General features: G+C 72.1%; 15 protein-coding genes. 3 read left to right on the forward strand and 12 right to left on the reverse strand.

The features are described from left to right. Positions 1–44 precede the first annotated feature (44 nt). Positions 45–4517: a DUF6531 domain-containing protein gene (locus RNC47_RS25950; RefSeq protein ID WP_311602053.1), complete on the forward strand. Its 4473-nt coding sequence runs from the start codon at positions 45–47 to the stop codon at positions 4515–4517. On the opposite strand, the gene RNC47_RS25955 is transcribed toward RNC47_RS25950, so the two are convergent. The 4 genes from RNC47_RS25955 to RNC47_RS25970 all read right to left on the reverse strand — a co-directional run bounded on the left by RNC47_RS25955 (position 4501) and on the right by RNC47_RS25970 (position 9645). Further along, complete coding sequence (locus RNC47_RS25955; protein WP_311602054.1) at positions 4501–5283, reverse strand: hypothetical protein; 783 nt, start codon at positions 5281–5283, stop codon at positions 4501–4503. The genes RNC47_RS25950 and RNC47_RS25955 overlap by 17 nt on opposite strands. A gap of 82 nt (positions 5284–5365) precedes the next feature. Next, positions 5366–6502, reverse strand: coding sequence for a mandelate racemase/muconate lactonizing enzyme family protein (locus RNC47_RS25960; protein WP_311602056.1), 1137 nt, complete (start codon positions 6500–6502; stop codon positions 5366–5368). Further along, on the reverse strand, positions 6499–7788 hold the full coding sequence (locus RNC47_RS25965) for an MFS transporter (RefSeq protein ID WP_311602058.1): 1290 nt from the start codon (positions 7786–7788) through the stop codon (positions 6499–6501). The genes RNC47_RS25960 and RNC47_RS25965 overlap by 4 nt, the downstream gene beginning before the upstream one ends. Positions 7789–8196: 408 nt before the next feature. Continuing rightward, positions 8197–9645, reverse strand: a complete 1449-nt coding sequence (locus RNC47_RS25970) for an MFS transporter (RefSeq protein WP_311602060.1) — start codon at positions 9643–9645, stop codon at positions 8197–8199. Between the two features lie 101 nt (positions 9646–9746). Here RNC47_RS25970 and RNC47_RS25975 point away from each other — a divergent pair, with 101 nt between their 5' ends. Further along, entirely contained in the window at positions 9747–10175 is a 429-nt protein-coding gene (locus tag RNC47_RS25975; RefSeq protein ID WP_311602061.1) for a winged helix-turn-helix transcriptional regulator, read from the forward strand. Here RNC47_RS25975 and RNC47_RS25980 read toward each other — a convergent pair. The 6 genes from RNC47_RS25980 to RNC47_RS26005 all read right to left on the reverse strand — a co-directional run bounded on the left by RNC47_RS25980 (position 10172) and on the right by RNC47_RS26005 (position 14532). Next, entirely contained in the window at positions 10172–11719 is a 1548-nt protein-coding gene (locus tag RNC47_RS25980) for a polyamine aminopropyltransferase (RefSeq protein ID WP_311602063.1), read from the reverse strand. The genes RNC47_RS25975 and RNC47_RS25980 overlap by 4 nt on opposite strands. Next, positions 11716–12153: a DUF350 domain-containing protein gene (locus RNC47_RS25985; RefSeq protein WP_311602065.1), complete on the reverse strand. Its 438-nt coding sequence runs from the start codon at positions 12151–12153 to the stop codon at positions 11716–11718. Before RNC47_RS25985 ends, RNC47_RS25980 begins: the two co-directional genes overlap by 4 nt. A 63-nt stretch (positions 12154–12216) precedes the next feature. Continuing rightward, entirely contained in the window at positions 12217–12645 is a 429-nt protein-coding gene (locus RNC47_RS25990) for a DUF4247 domain-containing protein (RefSeq protein WP_311602067.1), read from the reverse strand. Continuing rightward, positions 12642–13148, reverse strand: a complete 507-nt coding sequence (locus tag RNC47_RS25995; protein WP_311602068.1) for a DUF2617 family protein — start codon at positions 13146–13148, stop codon at positions 12642–12644. Before RNC47_RS25995 ends, RNC47_RS25990 begins: the two co-directional genes overlap by 4 nt. After that, positions 13145–13771 carry a DUF4178 domain-containing protein gene (locus RNC47_RS26000; protein ID WP_311602070.1) on the reverse strand — a complete coding sequence of 209 codons (627 nt, stop codon included), beginning with the start codon at positions 13769–13771 and terminating at the stop codon, positions 13145–13147. Before RNC47_RS26000 ends, RNC47_RS25995 begins: the two co-directional genes overlap by 4 nt. A 68-nt stretch (positions 13772–13839) precedes the next feature. Beyond that, positions 13840–14532, reverse strand: coding sequence for a DUF4328 domain-containing protein (locus RNC47_RS26005; protein WP_311602071.1), 693 nt, complete (start codon positions 14530–14532; stop codon positions 13840–13842). A gap of 558 nt (positions 14533–15090) precedes the next feature. On the opposite strand from RNC47_RS26005, the gene RNC47_RS26010 reads away from it, so the two are divergent. Further along, the gene (locus RNC47_RS26010; protein WP_311602073.1) at positions 15091–16056 is read left to right on the forward strand and encodes an ArsR/SmtB family transcription factor; all 966 of its coding nucleotides are present in this window, start codon (positions 15091–15093) and stop codon (positions 16054–16056) included. A gap of 9 nt (positions 16057–16065) precedes the next feature. Here RNC47_RS26010 and RNC47_RS26015 read toward each other — a convergent pair whose 3' ends face one another. After that, the gene (locus RNC47_RS26015) at positions 16066–16767 is read right to left on the reverse strand and encodes a response regulator (protein WP_311602074.1); all 702 of its coding nucleotides are present in this window, start codon (positions 16765–16767) and stop codon (positions 16066–16068) included. Then, positions 16764–18422 carry a sensor histidine kinase gene (locus RNC47_RS26020; protein ID WP_311602076.1) on the reverse strand — a complete coding sequence of 553 codons (1659 nt, stop codon included), beginning with the start codon at positions 18420–18422 and terminating at the stop codon, positions 16764–16766. The genes RNC47_RS26015 and RNC47_RS26020 overlap by 4 nt, the downstream gene beginning before the upstream one ends. Positions 18423–18428 lie beyond the last annotated feature (6 nt).

Below are 18428 nucleotides of genomic sequence, written 5' to 3' on the forward strand. Positions count from 1 at the left end.
CTTTCGGAAAGCGAGCGATGCTTGATCGTCACGGGGGGAAGATCATGGCGCGTCCTTCTGACTGGTCTCCGGTGGACATGGACCGGGACCCGACTCCCGGCAATCCGGACGAGGTACGGGAACTCGCCGACGACCTCCAGACCTTCGCGGACGACGTCGGCGAGGCGCTGGGCCGCATTCGCGGGATGGCGGAGGACCGGGCGGTGATGGACTGGGCTGGCCTGTCGGCCGAAGCCTTCCGCTCGGAGTTCGACGGCGTGCCGGGCAACCTGGAGAAGCTCCAGACGTCCTACGACATGGCCGCCCAGGCGTTACAGACGTACTGGCCGAAGCTGGAGACCGCGCAGGGCATGGCGGATCGGGCGTTGGACCGGGCGATCGCGGCGCAGGCCGACCTCTCCTCGGCGCAGGCGGCGTTGACGGACGCGCAGGACTGGGTCTCCCGCGCCGGTGACGAGGCCGAACGCCTGGAACGCGAGGGCGAACGCGAGAACGTCGAACCGCCATCCGAGGCGGAGGTCCGCGCGGCCACCCGCGATGCCACCGCCGCCAACGAAGCCGCGAGCTCCGCCCAGTCCCGCGTTGACGCCGCCGAGGAAGCACTCTCCGCCGCGCGTCAACTCGCCCTGGATGCCAAGGAGATGCGGGAGGAGGCCGCCCGCACCTGCGCCTCCGAGATCGACGCCGCCTCCGACGCCGGCATCCAGAACCGCCGCTGGTGGGAAGACGCCATCCACTGGGTCTCAGAAAACTGGGACACCATCGTCGAGATCTGCAAGGTCGTCGTCGCCGTCCTCGGCATCGTCGTCATGATCATCGGCGGACCCCTCGCCTGGGTCGTCCTCGCCGCCGCCCTGGTGGTGTTGGCCGACACCCTCTACGACTACGCCAACGGCCGCGCCTCCCTCTGGGACGTCGCCTTCGCCGCCCTCGACTGCATCCCCGGCATGAAAGGCCTCACCACCCTCGGCGGCCTCGCCCGAGGCATGCGCTCCCTCGCCACCACCGGACTGCGCGGGCTCCGTGCCGGAGCGCTGCGGCTCGGCCGGAACCTCCGCATGACGGGAATCCGTGGCGGCGACCGGCTCGCGTGCGGCGACCCCGTCGACATGGCCACCGGCGAGGTCGTCATGTCGGCCGTCGACGTCGAGATTCCGGGGGTGCTCCCGCTGCGCCTCAGCAGGCAGCACGTGAGCTCCCGCCCATCCGGCGTCTGGCTGGGGGGCGCGTGGTCCTCGACCCTGGACCAGCGCCTCGTGCTGGAGAGCGGAGGCGTGCGGCTGTTCACCGAGGACGGCATGATCCTGGACTACCCCGTCCCCCTGGACGACCCGGATCACCCCGTGCTGCCGGTGGAGGGCCCGCGCTGGGGCCTCTCGTGGAACGGCGAGGCGCACGGCACGCTGTCGGTCACCCAGGTGGAGAGCGGCCGTACCCTGCACTTCCGCCCGTCGGCCGGCCGTCCCGGCACCGAGTTGCCGCTGGCGGCGATCAGTGACCGCAACGGCAACACGATCAGCGTGCTGCGGGACTCCCACGGCACACCAACCGAGATCCGGCACAGCGCCGGTCACACGATCGGCGTCACCACCGAGGACGGCCTCGTGATCGGCCTCAGCCTGCTGAGCGACCCGGGGCGGCCCACCCTCATTCGCTACGGGTACGACACGGCCGGCAACCTCACCGAGATCCACCGGCCGCTGGCCGACCGACCACTGCGGCTGCGCTACGACGACAGCTCGCGCCTCACCGGCTGGGAGGACACCAACGGCAACTGGTACCGCTACGTTTACGACGCCGAGGGCCGGTGCGTCGCCACGGAGGGCGTCGACTCCATCCTCAACAGCGCCATCTCCTACGATCCGGAGCGGAACCGCACGGTCTACGTCGACTCCCTCGGCCACCCGACCGTCTTCCAGTTCAACGACTGCTACCAACTCGTTGAGGAGACCAACGCGCTCGGGCACTCGACGACGCGGACCTGGGATCGCTACGACCGTCCGCTCTCCATCACCGACGCGCTCGGCAGGACCACCCGGTACGCGTACGGAGACGACGGCACCGTCACCATCATCCGACCCGACGGAACCACCTCCGTGATCGAGTGTGACGGCATGGAACAGCCCACGCGCATCACCGAGGCGGACGGTTCCCTGTGGCAGCGAGGGCATGACGACAGGGGCGAGCTCGTCTCCACCGTGGATCCCACGGGTGCCGTCACCCGCTACGTACGCGACGATCTGGGGCATCTCGTTCGGATGACCGATGCCCTGGGCCGAGTGCGCGAGATCGTGCCCGACCCGGCGGGGCAGCCGCTGAGGATCAGCGAGGAAGGCGCCGAGGCGCGCTACGCCTACGACGCCATGGGCCGGATCGTGGAGATCGTCGACCCGGCGGGCAAGTCCAACCGGTTCCGCTGGTCCACCTCCGGTCATCTGCTCCAGCACGACCATCCGGACGGCACGAGCGACCACTACACGTACGACGGCGAGGGAAACCTGGTCGAGCATGTCGACGCCACGGGCGCCGTCACCCGCTTCGAGTACGGGCACCTGGACCGGATGACGGTCCGGACCAACCCGGACGGCGGTCGGTTCACGTTCCGCTACGACACGGAGTGCCGTCCCGTGGCCATCACCAACCCGGCCGGCGAGACATGGTCGTACGACTACGACCCGGCCGGAAACGTGGTGGCGGAGACAGACTTCGCCGGGATCACCACTCGCTATGAGCGCGACGCGGCCGGACAGCTCATCACGCGGACCAACGCCGAGGGACAGTGGGTGCGCTTCACCCACGACGCCATGGGGCGCGTCGTCAGCTCGCGCAGCGGCGACCAGGAGACGACGTTCGACTACGACGCGCTGGGACGTCTGGTGCGCGCCGCGAACACCGACGCCGTACTCGTCATGGAGTACGACGGGGCCAACCGGCTGATCGCGGAGACCTGCAACGGGCGCACGCTGCGCAGCGCGTACGACCAGGTCGGCCGCCGCCTGGAGCGCGTGACCCCCGGCGGCATGGCCAGCGCCTGGCGCTACGGACCCGGCCGGCTTCCGCTGGCGCTCGACTTCGCCGGGCACTCGGTGCGGTTCTCTTTCGACGCCGCGCGGCGCGAGATCGGCCGCGAGGTCGACGGAACCCGACTTGTGAGCCGTTCATGGGACGACAGGAACCGGATCACGGCGCAACTCCTGCACGACGTGGGTGGACGCGAGCGTCGGCGTGACTACGCCTACCGCGCCGACGGCCGTCTGACCGCCATGACCGACAGCGAGTACGGCCAGCAGGCCATGGAACTCGACCCCATGGGCCGGGTGACCGTCGTGCGGACGCCGGCCGGCACCGAGAGCTACGCGTACGATCGCGCCGGCACCCTGGTGCGTGGCGGGCCGCGCACCAGCACGACGCACGACCGGCGGGGGCGCGTCGTCCGGCGGGTCCGGAAACTCCTGTCGGGCGGTAGCAGGACCTGGGCGTACGTCTGGGACGCCGAGGACCGCCTCACCGAGGTGACGACCCCGGACGGCACCCGTTGGCGTTACCTCTACGACCCGATGGGGCGGCGGATCGCCAAGCTGCGCCTCGGCGACGACGGGGAGACCGCCGAGCGCACCGACTTCGTCTGGGACGGCAGCCGGCTGGTGGAGTGTCACACGGAACAGGGCGTGGTCGGTTGGGAGTACATGCCCGACTCGCACCGCCCGCTGTGCCAGGCGGAGCGGCGGCAGCTGAGCCAGGACGAGGTCGACCGACGCTTCTACGCGATCGTGACCGACCAGATCGGCACCCCCACCGAGCTGCTGACACCAGGTGGTGAGGTGGCCTGGCACCAGCCGTTCACCCTGTGGGGCGCGGCGGCAGGGCCGGCGACGGGTACCGCCGACTGCCCGTTGCGCTTCCCCGGACAGTTCTTCGACCGCGAGACCGGCCTGCACTACAACCTGCGCCGCTACTACGATCCCGAGTCGGCGCGCTACTGCTCGCCCGACCCCATCGGCTTGGCCGGAGGACCCGACAACCGCAACTACGTGCCCAATCCGCAGTCCCAGTGCGACCCCTGGGGCCTGTCCCCGCCGGACTGCATGGCGGCGGCCCTGCGCCAGGCGCAGGCCGACGCGCTGCGGCACAACGCCGCCGGGGGCCCGTCCATCAGCAGGATCGCCGTCGCGCGCATCCGGGGGACCGACATGGTCGCGACGGGCTTCTCCGGCCCGGCCGGCCGACCGTCCTACATGGAGCAGGAACTGGCGGACGCGCTGCGCAACGGCGGCCAGATGGACTGGGACGCGGCGAACTGCGCCGAGATTCGCGCCGTCAACGCGCTGATCGGCGAGTTCGGTGCCGACATGAACCATCTGGGCGACACCGCGAACATGTTCCAGGAGATCGAGTTCCTGACGCTGCGGCTCGATGGTGTTCCGGACGCGGCGTGCCTGTCGTGTCAGAGCGTGCTGGTGGCCAACGGCGCGTCGGATCTGGCGCCGGGCCTCAACGCCATCAACTGGTCGCTGTGAGCGAGGCGAGGCCGGCCTCCGCGGCGTCGACGGTGGGTTGGTGCGGTGGCACGAGGGCGCGGGCCGTCTCCCCGGCCAGCGTGTAGTGGCGGCGGGCGGCGCCCCGGTCGTCGGGGCCTGAGCGGTCCAGGTGGGCCGCGGCCAGTTCCAGGTGCATGCGGGCCAGCGCCGTCCCGGAGCCGGCGGCCTCCGCGGCCGTGACCGCCGTGTGCAGGCAGGAGATCCACTCGTCGTGGAGCCGGCGGCGAACGTAGTAGCCGTGCATGGCCTCGGCGAGCTGGTACACGTATCCGTACCGGCCCTCGGCGTGGAGCAGTTCGACCACCCGCGGCACGTTGTCGCGGTCGGCGTCCATGGCGGCGAGGGCCTGCTCCGGCCCCTCGAAGCCGTGGTCGATCACCTCGCGGAGCCGGAAGGCCCGGCCCCAGCGCGGCCGGTCCACGACCAGCAGGTCGACGGCGGCGAGCCGGCGCAGATACCAGCCGGCGATGCCCGACAGCGCGTCTTCGCGCCAGCCTGGCACGGTCCGCGCGTGCCGCCACACGGCGGGGGCCATGTGGTAGCGGTCCGGGCCCGTCGCCTCCAAGAGGCCGGCGCGCACCAGCGGTTCGATGGCGGCGCGCGCTCGCTCCGGGACGCCCGAGCCGCCGAGACGCTCCACCAGGTCGCGGTGGAAGTCCCCGGTGGGATGGACGCCGAGGCCGGAGTAGAGCCGGGCCGCGTCCTCGGGCAGGCTCGGGTAGGCGGTCTCCGGATCAACGGACATGCGAGCAATCGTAACGGCGTGCGCACGGCGTCAACCCCCGACGCACGCCGTTCCGACGGCGGGCCACGGCGCCGCCGGGCCGTCACATCCAGGCCGTCGAGCCGTCCGGGCGTACCGGGACCCTGCGGTGCCAGTCGGTCCAGTCGTCGGTGGTGAGGGCGGACTCGTCGATGTCGATGCCCCAGCCGGGGCGGTCGGGGCGGAGGGGGAGGTGGCCGTCGACCGGGAGGTAGGGGTCGGGGCACCAGGAGACGTCGTCGGGTTTGTACTCGAGGATCGCGAAGTTGGTGGTGGCGGCCGCGAAGTGGAGGTTGGCGGCGGTGGCGAGGGGGCCGAGGGGGTTGTGGGGGGCGACGGGGACGTAGTGGGCGTCGGCGATGGTGGCGATCTTCGTCATCTGGGTGAGGCCGCCGACGACGCAGATGTCGGGTTGGACGATGTCGGCGCCGCCCGCGGTGAGGAGGGCGAGGAACTCGTGGGGGGAGTAGAGGCATTCGCCGGTGGCCAGCGGGACGGTGAGCTCGGAGCGGATTCGGGACCAGGCGGGGATGTGCTCGGGGCGGATGGGTTCTTCGAGGAAGAGCGGTTCGTTGGGGGCGAGGGCTGCGCCGAGGTCGACGGCCTGGCGGGGCTCCCACAGGACGGCGTGGGCGTCGAAGGCGAAGTCCCAGTCGGCCGGGTGGGCGGCGCGGACGGCGCCGAAGTAGTCGCCGAGTTCGCGGGCCAGCAGGCCGAAGCGGGTGCGGTGCGGGTCGCTGCGGTAGGGGCTGAGTTTGAAGGCGGTGACGCCGAGGCGTTCGTGCAACGCGGCGGTGGTGTCGCGGAGTTCGGCGACGTCCGGGGCGTTGTAGAGGCCGGCGTAGACCTTGACGCGGTCGCGGACGGCGCCGCCGAGGAGTTGGTAGACCGGCACGCCGACGGCCTTGGCCGCGATGTCCCACAGCGCGTGGTCGATGGCGGCGATGGCGGCCAGGCCGAGGGCGCCCTGGGGGAAGCGGCTGGACTGGAGGAGGAACTGGTTGACGCGGCCGGGGGAGCCGGCGTCCATGCCCCTGATCTGCTCGAAGAGGTAGTCGAGGAGCGGCGGGTAGGCGAGGTCGGGGCCGTGGTTGTAGACCTCGGACCAGCCGTCGAGGCCGTCGTCGGTGCGGATCCTGACCAGGACCCGCGGTCGGTCGCCGACGCGCTGCCGGTAGGTGGTGAGGGAGTCGATCTTCACGCTGCTGGCTCCTGGACGGTCTCGGGGGCGGTGACGACGGGCTTGATGCGCACCCAGAACAGGTAGATGGCGGCGCTGACGAGGCAGCAGGCGGCGGATCCGACGAGCGGGCCGACGTAGGAACCGCCGCTGGTGGTGAGGAAGATGCCGATGGCGATGGGGCTGATCAGGTTGCCGACCTGGGAGCCGAAGTTCTGGAAGCCCGCCACCGCGCCGACGTGGTCGGAGGAGCTGGCGACCTCGGCCGGCAGGCTCAGGACGGCGGCGCCGGCGAAGGAGTGGGCGGCGCTGCTGACGGTGAGCAGGATCATCAGGTTGAGGTTGCTGTCGATGAACGGGGCGAAGCCGATGCAGGCGCTGATGCCGAGCCCGGTGACGATGGGGATCTTGCGGGCCAGGTTCGGGGAGTGGCCGGCGGCCAGCAGCCGGTCGGAGACGACGCCGCCGAGGACGGTGGAGCCGATGGCGATGAGCGAGGGTATCCAGCCGACCATGCCGAAGTCGGCCTCGGAGAAGCCGCGGTCGTCGAGCAGGTAACTGGGGTACCAGGTGAGGAAGAAGGCGCCGGAGAGCGAGCGGAACACGTAGCCGATGGTCAGCGCCCAGACCTGGTTGTCGCTCACCAGGTTCCGCCAGGGGACCTCGGTGGGGCCGCTGGCGGTGGCCGCGGTGGTCGGTTCGTTCTCCCGGTCGGAGTGGATGTGGGCGAGTTCGGCGGCGGAGACCCGGGGGTGCTCCTCGGGCTCGCGGTAGACGGCCAGCCAGCCGACGATCCACAGCATGCCGGCCAGGCCGATCACGACGAAGGCGAGGCGCCAGCCGCCGATGAACGCGAGGCCGGTCACGACGGGGATCGACAGGGTGGTGCCGATCTGCTGGCCCATGTCGAACAGGCTTGACGCGAAGGCGCGTTCCTTGCGGGGGAACCAGCGGGAGACGACCTTCACGTTGGCCGGCTGCACCGGCGCCTCGCCGATGCCGAGGCCGAGGCGGAACACCATGACGGACCCGACGCCCCGGGCCAGCGCCGTCAGCGCCGTCCAGATCGACCACCAGCCGACCGCGATCGGGTAGACGACCCGGGGCCCGAAGCGGTCGAGCAGCCACCCGGAGGGGATCTGGAACAGGGCGTACGTCCAGAAGAAGGCGGAGAGCATGACGCCCTGCATGGCGTCGCTGATGTGGAACTCGTCCGACATGTAGGGCATGGCCACGCTCAGCGCGGCGCGGTCGAGGTAGGCGATGGTGAGGCCGAGCGCCGAGAAGCCGACGATCGTCCAGCGCATGCGGCTGCGGTGGAGGGCGGGGGTGGGGACGGGCTTTCGGGCAGGGGAAAGGGACACCGTGGCTCCAGGGAGTTGGGTAGGCTCCCCCGAAGAGGGAGTGTTCGTTCGTCCTCGGTCGCGGCCCGGGATCTTGGCGGTGAACGGGCCGCGGTTCTCGGTTCAGTGAGCGGTGAGCGGCCGGTCGGCCGTCGTCGACCGGGTCGACGGCGTGGGGGAGTGAGCGGGGCGGCCGACGTTGCGAAGGGCTGTGGGGGCGCCCTGACCAGACATAACGGACCCTCATATATGACGTACGATGTGCGACGCGATGACGGTAGGAGTGGCCACGGCATTCGTCAACGCTTCTGACAAAATCGGGCCCCGCCCGACAAGCGCGGGCGGGGCCTGGGTCCTTGGCCGGGCGGTGCGTCAGCGCGCCGGCGCCTCGGCGGAGATCGGGGGCGTCGCCTCGGCCGGCGCCTTCGGCGCGGGGCGGCGGCGGGCGAAGGCGCCGAAGGCGCTCACCACGGTGGCGAGCAGCGCGCAGCCCAGCGGCACCAGCAGGGCGGCGCGGTAGCCGTCGAGCAGCGCGGCCGGGGAGCCCCCGTCGCCGGTGGCGGCCACGTTGACGGCGGTCACGGCCGACAGGCCGAGCGCCGCGCCGAACTGGAAGGACGTGTAGAGCAGGCCGCCGGCCACGCCCTGGTCCTCCTCGGCGACGCCCTCGGTGGCCGCGATGGTCAGCGGGCCGTAGGCGAGGGCGAAGGACAGGCCGAGGAGGGCGAAGCTGGGGAACATCGCGAGATAGGTCCAGTCGGCGCCGACGGGCAGGAAGAGCAGGTAGGCCAGGGCGGCCGTGGCCATGCCGGCGAGGATCACCCGGGCGTTGCCGAAGCGGTCGACGAGCCGGGGGACGACGGTCGGCGAGATGACGGCGTCCGCTCCCAGCACCAGCATCGCGAAGCTGGTCTGGAGCGTGGACCAGCCGCGCAGCTCCTGGAGGTAGAGCACGGCGACGAACTGGAAGCCGTAGAAGGCGCCGAAGAGCAACAGCGCGACGAGGTTGGCGCGCAGCAGTGGCCACGAGCGCAGCAGGCCCAGCCGCAACAGCGGGGTGGCGGCGCGGCGTTCGACGAGGACGAAGGCGGTGAACAGGGCCAGGCTGGCGGCGATCGTGAGCGCGGTCCAGCCGCCGGCCGTGTGGGTGGCCCGCTCCACGCCGAGGACCAACAGGACGATCGCGGCGGTGACGGTGACCGCGCCGGCGACGTCCATGCGGCGGTCCGCGGTCCGCGGCTCGTCGACGCGGGGGATGAGGGCGAGGGCGCCGAGCAGGATGAGGAAGGACAGGATGACCGGGGCGAAGAAGACCCAGCGCCAGTCGAGGGCGGCGAGGAAGCCGCCGAGGACCAGGCCCAACGAGAAGCCGCCGGCCGCCGTCCCCGAGTAGACCAGCAGCGCGCGGTTGCGGCGCGGGCCCTCCTCGAAGGTGGTGGTGATGATCGAGAGCCCGGCCGGCGTCATGAAGGCGGCGGCGACGCCGGTGACGAAGCGGGCCACGATCAGCATCCAGCCCTCGGTGGCGAGGCCGCCGAGCCCGGAGAAGAGCAGGAAGACCACCAGCCAGGCCACGAACATCCGGCGGCGCCCGAAGACGTCGGCGGCCCGGCCGCCCAGCAGCATGAAGCCGCCGTAGCCCAGCACGTAGGCGCTCATCACCCACTGCAGGGAGCCGGTCGACATGCCCATGTCCGCGCGGATGGTGGGGAGCGCCATGTTGAGCATGGCGATGTCGATGCCCTCCAGGAAGATCGCTCCGCAGAGCACGAGGAGCAGTCCCCAGGACGAGCGGGGTGGGGACGAAGCGGGCGCGGGCATGGTGGCTCCAGCTCTCGACGACACGGCGAGGTGATGGTTACGGGAACGCGGGTCGGTTCCCTCTTGTTACCGAGCCTCATGCTGCGGCATCCTCGGTGAGCGTGGAAGAAGGCACTCTGAAGTCACCGAGTCACTGCAAGGGCACCAAGGACGACGCCGTGCGCCAGTGGGACGTCCGGGAGGACTGCGAGGTCCGGCAGATCCTCGACCGGGTGGCCGACAAGTGGTCACTGCTCGTGGTGGCGCTGCTCGACCAGGGCTCCTGGCGGTTCACCGAGCTGCGGCGCGAGATCGACGGGATCAGCCAGCGCATGCTCACCGTCACCCTCCGCAACCTGGAGCGGGACGGCCTCGTCCGGCGCACCGTCCACCCGGTCGTGCCGCCCCGGGTGGACTACGAGCTCACGCCGCTCGGCGCGACGCTGCACGACACCATCCAGGCGCTGGTGCGGTGGACCGAGTCCCACCAGGAGGAGATCGCGGCGGCGCGGGCGGCCTACGATGCCCGCGCCACGGGGGACACGCCCTAGTCGAACCGCCACTCGCCGCGCGCGTACTCCACGACCACCGGGTCCATCAGGGTGGAGGCGCGGACGTCGTCGCGGGCGCGGCGGTCGACGGGGAAGACGCCGGCGGCGGTGAGCACGTCCTCGTCGAGGAAGTGGAGGGCGGGTACGTCGGCGGGCAGGCGCAGGTCGGGAGGGTCGGGGGAGAGCGTGGCCAGGGTGAAGCCCCAGTTGCCGAAGCTCGGCACGTCCACCTGGTAGGGGGTGGTGGCGAAGCCGGCCTGCCGGATGCTGGCGTCTATCGACCAGTAGGTGCGCGGGGCGAAGAACGGCGATCCCGACTGGACCACCACCCGCGCGTCGGGCGCCAGGACGTTGGCCAGCATCGCGTAGAACTCCACCGAGTAGAGCTTGGCCGTCGCCGTGTCCTCGGGGTCGGGGAAGTCGATCAGCACCGCGTCGTAGCGGCCCGAGGCGCCGCGCAGCCAGTTGAAGGCGTCGTCGTTGACGACGTCGACCCGCGGGTCGGACAGGGCGTCGGCGTTGAGCTCGCGCAACGGCCCGTATTCGGCGGCCAGTTCGGTCATGGCCGGGTCGAGCTCCACCAGGGTGACCCGGCGTACGTCGTCGTAGCGCAGCACCTCGCGCAGCGCCAGGCCGTCGCCGCCGCCCAGGATCAGCACCCGGGAGCGCCCGCCGGCCAGCGCCGGATGCGTCAGCGCCTCGTGGTAGCGGTACTCGTCGACGGAGGAGAACTGGAGGTCCCCGTTGAGGAAGAGCCGCAGGTCGGTGTCGCCGGTGAAGGCCAACGAGCGGGTCAGCACGATCTCCTGGTACGGGGTGCGCTCCGCGTGCACGATCGGGTCGCGGTACAGGCGCTGCCGCGCGGTGACCTCGATGTCGTCGGCCAACCAGTAGGCGGTGGAGAGCACCGCCACGATCGCGGCCATGCCGGCCAGCAGGCCGACCCGCACCAGGCGGCGGGTCTGGCGGCGGAAGATCCACAGCACCACCGCCACGCCCGCCACCGCGTTCACGATGCCGACCACCAGCGCGCCCTTCAACTGCCCGAAGGTGGGCAGCAGCAGGAGCGGGAAGCACAGGCCGCCGACCAGCGCGCCCAGGTAGTCGACGGCGAACATGTCCGCGACCGCGCCGCCCGCCTCCTGCCGGCGGATCCGCTGCAACATCGTCATCAGCAGCGGGATCTCGGCGCCGATCAACAGACCGACGACGAAGGCGACCACCACCATCGCGGAGGTGTAGACGCCGAGCACCGCGAACAGCACGTAGAGCGTCAGCACGGAACAGCCGCCGATGAGCGCCAACGCCCCCTCCACCAGGGCGAACGCGCCGACCGCCCGGCGCTGCAGCGGCTTGGCGGCCAGCGAGCCGACCCCCATGGCGAAGACCATGATCGACAGCACCAGGGAGGTCTGGAGGACGGTGTTGCCGATCAGATAGCCACCGAGCGCCACCAGCGCCAGCTCGTAGACGAGTCCGCACGCCGCGCACAGGAAGACGGTGAGCAGCAGCAGGAAACGAGCCAGCCGGGGGCGTGCGATCACGACACCGCCGCCCCGACCATCAGCGCGGTGCCCAGGTACATCGCGCCGTGCACCCAGGCGGCGGGGTGCGCGTGGCCGTCCCGGTCCTCCATCACGGAGGCGCCGCGCCGGCCCGGGGTGAGGGCCGCGACCACGAAGAAGACCAGCGTCATCAACACCACGCCGGCCAGGCCGTACAGGGCGGTGGACAGCAGTCCGTCGTCGAGCCCGTCCTCCGACTCGCTGGCGCCGATGGCCGCCCGGAGCACGATGCCCACGCCCAGCATCTGGCCGGCCAGCAGTATCGAGGCGCCCTTGTTGCGTTCCTTCCAGACCTGCTTGGCCAGGTGGCCGGGGGTGAGCAGGTCCAGGGCGACGAACGCCACGGCCATCACGGCGAAGCCGACGAGTCCGTAGAGCAGGGTCTCGCCGGCCGATTCGAGGATCTCCCCCATGATGTCGCTGTCCTTTCGGTGAGGTCGGTACTGCTCGCTGAGGTCGGGTGGTGGACGTCGGTGCTACTTGCCGCTGCCGGGGCCGCCGCCCCGGAAGTCGCCGCCGCTGTCGCGCTGCGCGGCCGGCCAGCGGTGGCCGACGTGCGCGCTGTAGCGGGAGCGCCCGGAGCGGTAGTCGTCGACGTCGATCTCGCTGCCGGCGAGGGCGGAACCGTAGGGGGCGATCGCCACGATGTCGTCGTCGTAGCGGAGGAAGACGGAACCGTCGTCCTCGATCCGGTCCATGGCCGCCCGCTCGCGCTCGATGGCGTCCGCCACGAGGGCGGGCGTGGCGTCGCGGTCGAGGAAACGGTTCTCGTAACTGCTGCCGGTGCGCTCGTAGGTGGCGGATATGAAGCCGAGCGGCACGTCGGGCTCGTCGTCGCCGCTGCCGCAGCCGGCCAGGGGCAGGAGGGCGAGGAGCGCGGCGGCGGAGATGGCGGTACGCCTCATGGGGTCTCCAGCCTGGTTCTGGTCGTGACGAGTTGGTCGGCCTGCGGATAGGCGTGCCAGGTGCGCCACTCGACGCCGGCGCCGTCCGCGGTGCGCCTGGCCCACAGCGCGGTGACCGCGTCCGGCGAGCCGGGGAAGACGCCGCACAACGCCCCGTCGCGGTCGGCGAGTCGGGCGCGCAGCGCGGTCACCCGCGCGGAGAGGTCGGCCGGCGCGCAGTTCTCGACGCGCGAGGTGAAGCGGTAACTCCAGCCGTCCAGGCGCCGGTCGACGGAGGGCGGCGGGCCGCCGCCCGGCTGGCCCGGAAGGCAGGCCAGGGTCTCCCGCACGGGTCCGGCGAACACCTGGTGCGAGGCGCCGAGCAGCCGCAACTCCACGAGGAGACCGTCGAGTTCGACCATCGCGACGGCCAGCGCCGGCTGGGTGGGGGCGCCCAGCGAGTAGGACAACTGGTCGGCGCTGGTGTCGAGATAGGGGGCGGCCAGGGCGGCTATGCCGCTCACGCGCCGCCGCCCGGGTAGATGGTGAGGGTGCCGGGGGGCACCCGCTCGCCGAGTGACGCCTCCCAACGGCCCTGCCCCCGCGCGTCCAGGCCCGGCTCGTTCAGGAAGTGCTCGAAGGCGAGCCCGCGCCCGTCAGGGCCCTCGTAGTCCACGTACTCGACGCGGCCGGTCGGGGGGAGGCCCGTGGTCCCCTCGGAGAGGTAGCCGGCGGTGCCGTGCTCCTTGTGGTGGTACGTGACGCCGTCCACGGTGATGGTCGGCTGGCCGGGCAGCAGCGGGACCGCGCCGCGGTACTCGTGCCACATCACGACCTCGAGGTCGACCTCGGCCTCCACGGAGATCCACCGTCGGCCCGCGCTCGTGCCGTTCATGGCGTCGACGAAGTGCTCCGACCACCGGTAGTCGCCCTCGGCCAGCCGCAACGAGCCGCGGACGAAGAGCCGTTCGCCCAGGTAGTCGACCATGTCCCCGGCCTTCAGATACCGGGGATCCCCCGCCGTGTACCCCCCGGGGGCGAACGGATCCCGGGGCACCGGCGGCGCGGCCGGCGTCCGCGACCGGCGCGCCAGCAGCACGATGACGACCAGCGCCAACACGATGACGACAGCTATTGCCAGGGCCATGCCCATCGGCGATCCCCCGTTCGGTACCACAGTGAACGGGGGACACTATCGCACGCCGTGCGAGCGGCTCAGGTAGCGGGCGTCATGGGCGGAATCGGACCCTGGTCGAACTTGGTCTGCTGCCGCTGGCTCAGCCGCCGGACGAACAGGATCGCCAGCACGGCGGCCGCCACGCCAAGCACGCCGCTCAGGGTGAGGATGCTGGCCTGGTTCTCCAGCGCCTCCAGGTCCTCGGCGTGTCCGAGACCCTCCCCGCCCAGGTCCTGGACCTGGGCCGAGAAGTCGACGAGCGAGGACAGGAGCCACAGCACCCACCAGGCGTTCACCACGCCCCGCGCCGGATCGACCCCCCACGGGGTGCTGGCCCGCCAGGCGTCGTTGGCGATCATCTTCGGGAACCACAGGTTCACCACGGGGACGAACCAGCTGCCGATCGCCCAGCCCCGGCGCATCCGCTGCCCGGCCGGGTCGAAGACCTCCGCGTTCACCCGGATCCGGTGGAACCAGATGATGAAGACGATGCTGGTGGCCAGCAGGCCGAGCGCCTGGATCGTGATGGCGCCGTTGTAGAAGTCGTCGACGTCCTGGGCCTCCCGGAGCGTCGGGAGGTTGCCGTCCCTGATGTCGGCGACCGTCGTCCGCATCCGGCTGGCCGCCGCGGACCCGAGGAGGCTGAGACCGGCGCAGACGGTCAGCAGCACCGTGAGCGCCGTCGCCAGCCCGCGGGGGCTGACGAAGACGGCGCCCGGCCCGACCGGCACGGGCGGGGCGCCGATCGGTCCGTACGGGGCGATCGGTCCGACCGATCCCAGCTCGTGCGAGTACGGCTGGCCGGCGTACGGCTGGCCTGGGTACGGCTGGCCCGGGTACGACGGTTGCCCGTAAGGCTGTCCGGGGTACGGCTGCTGGCCGTACGGACTGTGCGGCGGTGGCGGAGGCGGTGGCGCGCCCATGTCTGATCCCCCCTGACACGAACGGCCCTTCTGTGGCCCGCCCGTTGACGTGTCGTGTGTGTGCGGAAACGCTTACGGAAAGCGGAAGGCCAGACGATAACAGCGCGCGACGACAGCGGCCGGCTCAGGATCGTCCGGCGTCCGCTCGGGGGGCCTTGCCGTGGGCGGAAGAGGCAGCGATACCGAGACCCGCGGCGCGGCATGGACAACAGCGCATGCCTGAGCGATCCACTGATCCCCCCGTCCCCGAGCGGTTGCCGAACACCCACCAACAGTGGCGGACAACGCCTCGATCGGGCGAGCGGTTTCGGCGTAGGCTGAAACTCTGTGGTCAGCGCGACGGGCTGCTGCAAAGGAGGTTGCCGGGTGCTGCGCATCCACCTCACCGGGGACGACCTTGCCCGGATCCGCATCGCGGAGCGGCCCGACCCGATGTGGGAGACCATCCTCAGCTCGCACCGGCTGCGCGACCGCCGCGCACCACACGTCTACGGACACTGGCGCGAGCAGTCCCGCCGCCGCGTCGGCGCGCTGCCCGCCACCCTACGCGCGCTGGTCCCGCTCACCGGCTACTTCCCCGACTTCCTCAACCCGCCCGAGTCCACGCACGGTTGGGACGAGGGCGTCGAGGCGCTGCGGGCCACCCCGCGGCGCAGGCTCGGCGCCGAGATCGAGCGGCTCGACACCAAACAGCCGCTGCCCGCCTGGGTCAGGTCGCTGGCCCGCGGCGACCGCGCCACGCTCGACCAGCTCGCCGCCGACCTCCAGCGCTACCACCAGCGGGCGATCCGCGCCGACGGCGTCTGGCGCCGCGTCCAGGCCGAGGTCGACGCCGACCGGGCACTGCGCGTCCGCCACCTGCTGGCCGGCGGCATCGACGGGCTGCTCGCCGGACTGCGCCCCGTGCTGCGCTGGAACCCACCGGTGCTGGAGTCCGACTACCCCGTCGAGCGCGAGGTCCACCCGGCCGGCCGCGGCCTGCTGCTCGTCCCCTCGTTCTTCTGCTGGCGGCTGCCCGTCACCTACGCCGACGGCGACCTCACCCCCGTCCTCGTCTACCCGATCGAGCACGCCGAGGCCGCGCCCGAGAACGCGGCGGCGCTCGGCCGGCTGCTCGGCACCACCAGGGCCCGCGTGCTGCGCTGCATCGAGAACGGCACCACCACCGGTGAACTCGCCCTGCGCGCCGGGGTGTCACTCGCCTCCGCCAGCCAGCACGCCAGGGTGCTGCGGGACGCGGGACTCGTGATGTCGATGCGCCGCGGCAACGAGGTGCTGCACACCCTCACCCCGCACGGCCTCGGCCTGCTCCCCGCCGACCACCGCCACTAGGCCCGCCCCCTACGGCCGGTCGGGCGCGGCGGCCCAGCGGAAGCGGCGCTCGGGACGGCCGGTGCTGCCGTACCGAAGGGTCACCGCCACCCGCCCGGTGGCCGCGAAGTGCTCCAGGTAGCGGCGGGCGCTCACCCGGGACAGGCCGCTGCGCGCCGCGCACTCCGCCGCCGACAGGTCCTCGTCGCACGCCAGCAGCGTGTTGCGCACCAGCTCCGCCGTCTCCTCCGAAAGACCCTTCGGCAGCCGCGGCGGCGGCACCGCGGCCCCGAACACCCGGTCCACGGCGTCCTGTCCCGGCAACGACGACGCGATCGCCGCCAACTCCCGCGAGCGGCGCGCGTAGTCCCGCAACCGCTCCTGCAACACCGGCACCTCGAACGGCTTGATGACGTAGTGCACCGCCCCGCCGCGCAGCGCCCCCCGCACCGTCTCCACCTCACGGGCCGCCGTGATCACCAGCACGTCCGGCTCGTGCCCCACCTCGGCCGCCACCCCGCCGCGCAGCTCGCGCAGCACGTCGAGACCGCTGATGTCCGGCAGGTAGATGTCCAACAGCACCAGGTCCGGGCGGAGTTCACGCACCGCGACCAGCGCCTCCGCGCCCGTCCTGGCCTCGCCGACCACCTCGAACCCCGGCGTCCGCTCCACCACCTTGCGGTGCAGCCTCGCCACCATGAAGTCGTCGTCGACGATCAGCACCCGGATCACGAACCCGCCCCCTCCAAAGCCCTCTCCCGCGCCGTGCGCGGCAGCCGCGCGCTGAACTCGGCGCCGCGCACCGTCACCTCGCCGCCCCGCCGGGTGCACACCAGGCGGGTCAGCGCGAGCCCGAGGCCGCGCCCCGAGTCCCGGGCCGCCGCCTTGGTGGTGAAGCCGTGCCGGAAGATCTCCTCCGCCAACTCGGGCGCCACCCCGGGACCCGAGTCCCGCACCAGCACGTCGATGCCCTCCGGCGTCTCCGTCAGCCGCACCTCGACCCAGCCCTCCCCGGCCGGCTCACCGCCCGCCCGGCCCCTCTGCTCCCCGCCCGCCCGGCCCCGCACCGCGTCCAGCGCGTTGTCCACCAGGTTCCCCACCACCGTCACCAGGTCCGAGGCGAGCGACTCCGGCACCGGGCCGAGGTCGCTGTCCGCCGTCAGCCGCAGCGTGCTGCCCTGCTCGGCGGCCAGGCTCGCCTTCGCGATCAGCAGCGCCGCCAACGACGGGTCGGCGACGTGCGCGTTGACGTCCGCGCTGCGCTGCGCGTGCGTGCCGCTGACGCCGCGCACATAGCGCGCCACCTCCGGATACTCCCGCAGCTCCACCAGGCCGGCGATCACGTGCAGGTGGTTGGAGAACTCGTGCGCCTGCGCCCGCAATGTGTCGGTCGCGCTCCGCGTCGCCTCCAACTGCTGCTGCAACGCCGTCAGTTCCGTCAGGTCGCGCATCGTGGTCACCGAGCCGGCCGGCTGCCCGCGCGTCACCAGCGGCATCCGGTTCACGGTCAGCACCCGCTCCCCGGTGAACACCACCTGGTCCCGGCCCTTCGCCCGCCCGGTCAGCACGTCGTGCAGCCGGCCCGTCACCCGCAGCTCGGCCAGCGTCCGCCCCGGCGCGTCGGCCGGCAGCCGCAGCAGCTCCCGCGCGCTGTCGTTGGCCAACGTCAGCCTGCCCTGCGCGTCCAGGCCGATCACGCCCTCCTTGATGCCGTGCAGCATCGCCTCGCGGTGCTCGACCAGCGCCGTGATCTCGCCCGGTTCGAGGCCGAGCGTCTGCCGCTTGATGCGGCGGGCCAGCAGGAAGGAGCCGGCCGCGCCGAGCCCGATCGCGATGCCGAGGTAGAGCAGCAGCTCGGGCGTCGCGGTACGCACCCGCTCCGCGAAGCCACGGGTGTCCCGGCCCGCCGCCACGACGCCGAGCAGCTCGCCGCTCTCGCCGAACACCGGCACGTGCGCCACCAGCGACGTGTTCCCCGAGCCGTCGGTGGTCGAGCCCGTCCACGACCGGCCCTGCAGGACCGTGCTGTCCGCCAGCGGCAGCTCCTCGCCGATGCGGCGCGGGTCGGCGGCGGTCAGGATGCGGCGCGAGGCGTCGGTGATCTCCACGTACGAGACGCTGGAGACGCTGCGGGCGCTCTCCGCCGACGCCTGCAGGATGCCCCGGTGCTCGGCGTCGGCCAGGCCGATCCGCACGGCCTCCTGCGAGGCCACGTTCTCCGCCACGTTCAGCAGCCGGCCGCCCTCGGTGCGGCGGAAGTCGGCGTTCGCCTGGGCGATCGACACCCCGGCGATCACCACGAGCACGACGACGATCAGGCCGAGCTGCAGGGTCAGGAACTGGCGGGCCAACGACAGCCTGGCCAGGCTGGGCAGCCGGAACCGCATCGGAAC

The sequence above is a fragment of the Streptomyces millisiae genome (genome assembly GCF_031845425.1).
In the GTDB taxonomy this organism is placed as follows: domain Bacteria; phylum Actinomycetota; class Actinomycetes; order Streptomycetales; family Streptomycetaceae; genus Streptomyces; species Streptomyces millisiae.

What these genes read in the sequence shown, in the direction of transcription:
- RNC47_RS25950 (WP_311602053.1), top strand. Translation starts at nt 45, where the DNA reads ATGGCGCGTCCTTCTGACTGGTCTCCGGTGGACATGGACCGGGACCCG.
- RNC47_RS25965 (WP_311602058.1), bottom strand. Translation starts at nt 7,788, where the DNA reads ATGCGCTGGACGATCGTCGGCTTCTCGGCGCTCGGCCTCACCATCGCC.
- RNC47_RS26020 (WP_311602076.1), bottom strand. Translation starts at nt 18,422, where the DNA reads ATGCGGTTCCGGCTGCCCAGCCTGGCCAGGCTGTCGTTGGCCCGCCAG.
- RNC47_RS26000 (WP_311602070.1), bottom strand. Translation starts at nt 13,771, where the DNA reads ATGGCCCTGGCAATAGCTGTCGTCATCGTGTTGGCGCTGGTCGTCATC.
- RNC47_RS25990 (WP_311602067.1), bottom strand. Translation starts at nt 12,645, where the DNA reads ATGAGGCGTACCGCCATCTCCGCCGCCGCGCTCCTCGCCCTCCTGCCC.
- RNC47_RS25970 (WP_311602060.1), bottom strand. Translation starts at nt 9,645, where the DNA reads ATGCCCGCGCCCGCTTCGTCCCCACCCCGCTCGTCCTGGGGACTGCTC.
- RNC47_RS25955 (WP_311602054.1), bottom strand. Translation starts at nt 5,283, where the DNA reads ATGTCCGTTGATCCGGAGACCGCCTACCCGAGCCTGCCCGAGGACGCG.
- RNC47_RS25985 (WP_311602065.1), bottom strand. Translation starts at nt 12,153, where the DNA reads ATGGGGGAGATCCTCGAATCGGCCGGCGAGACCCTGCTCTACGGACTC.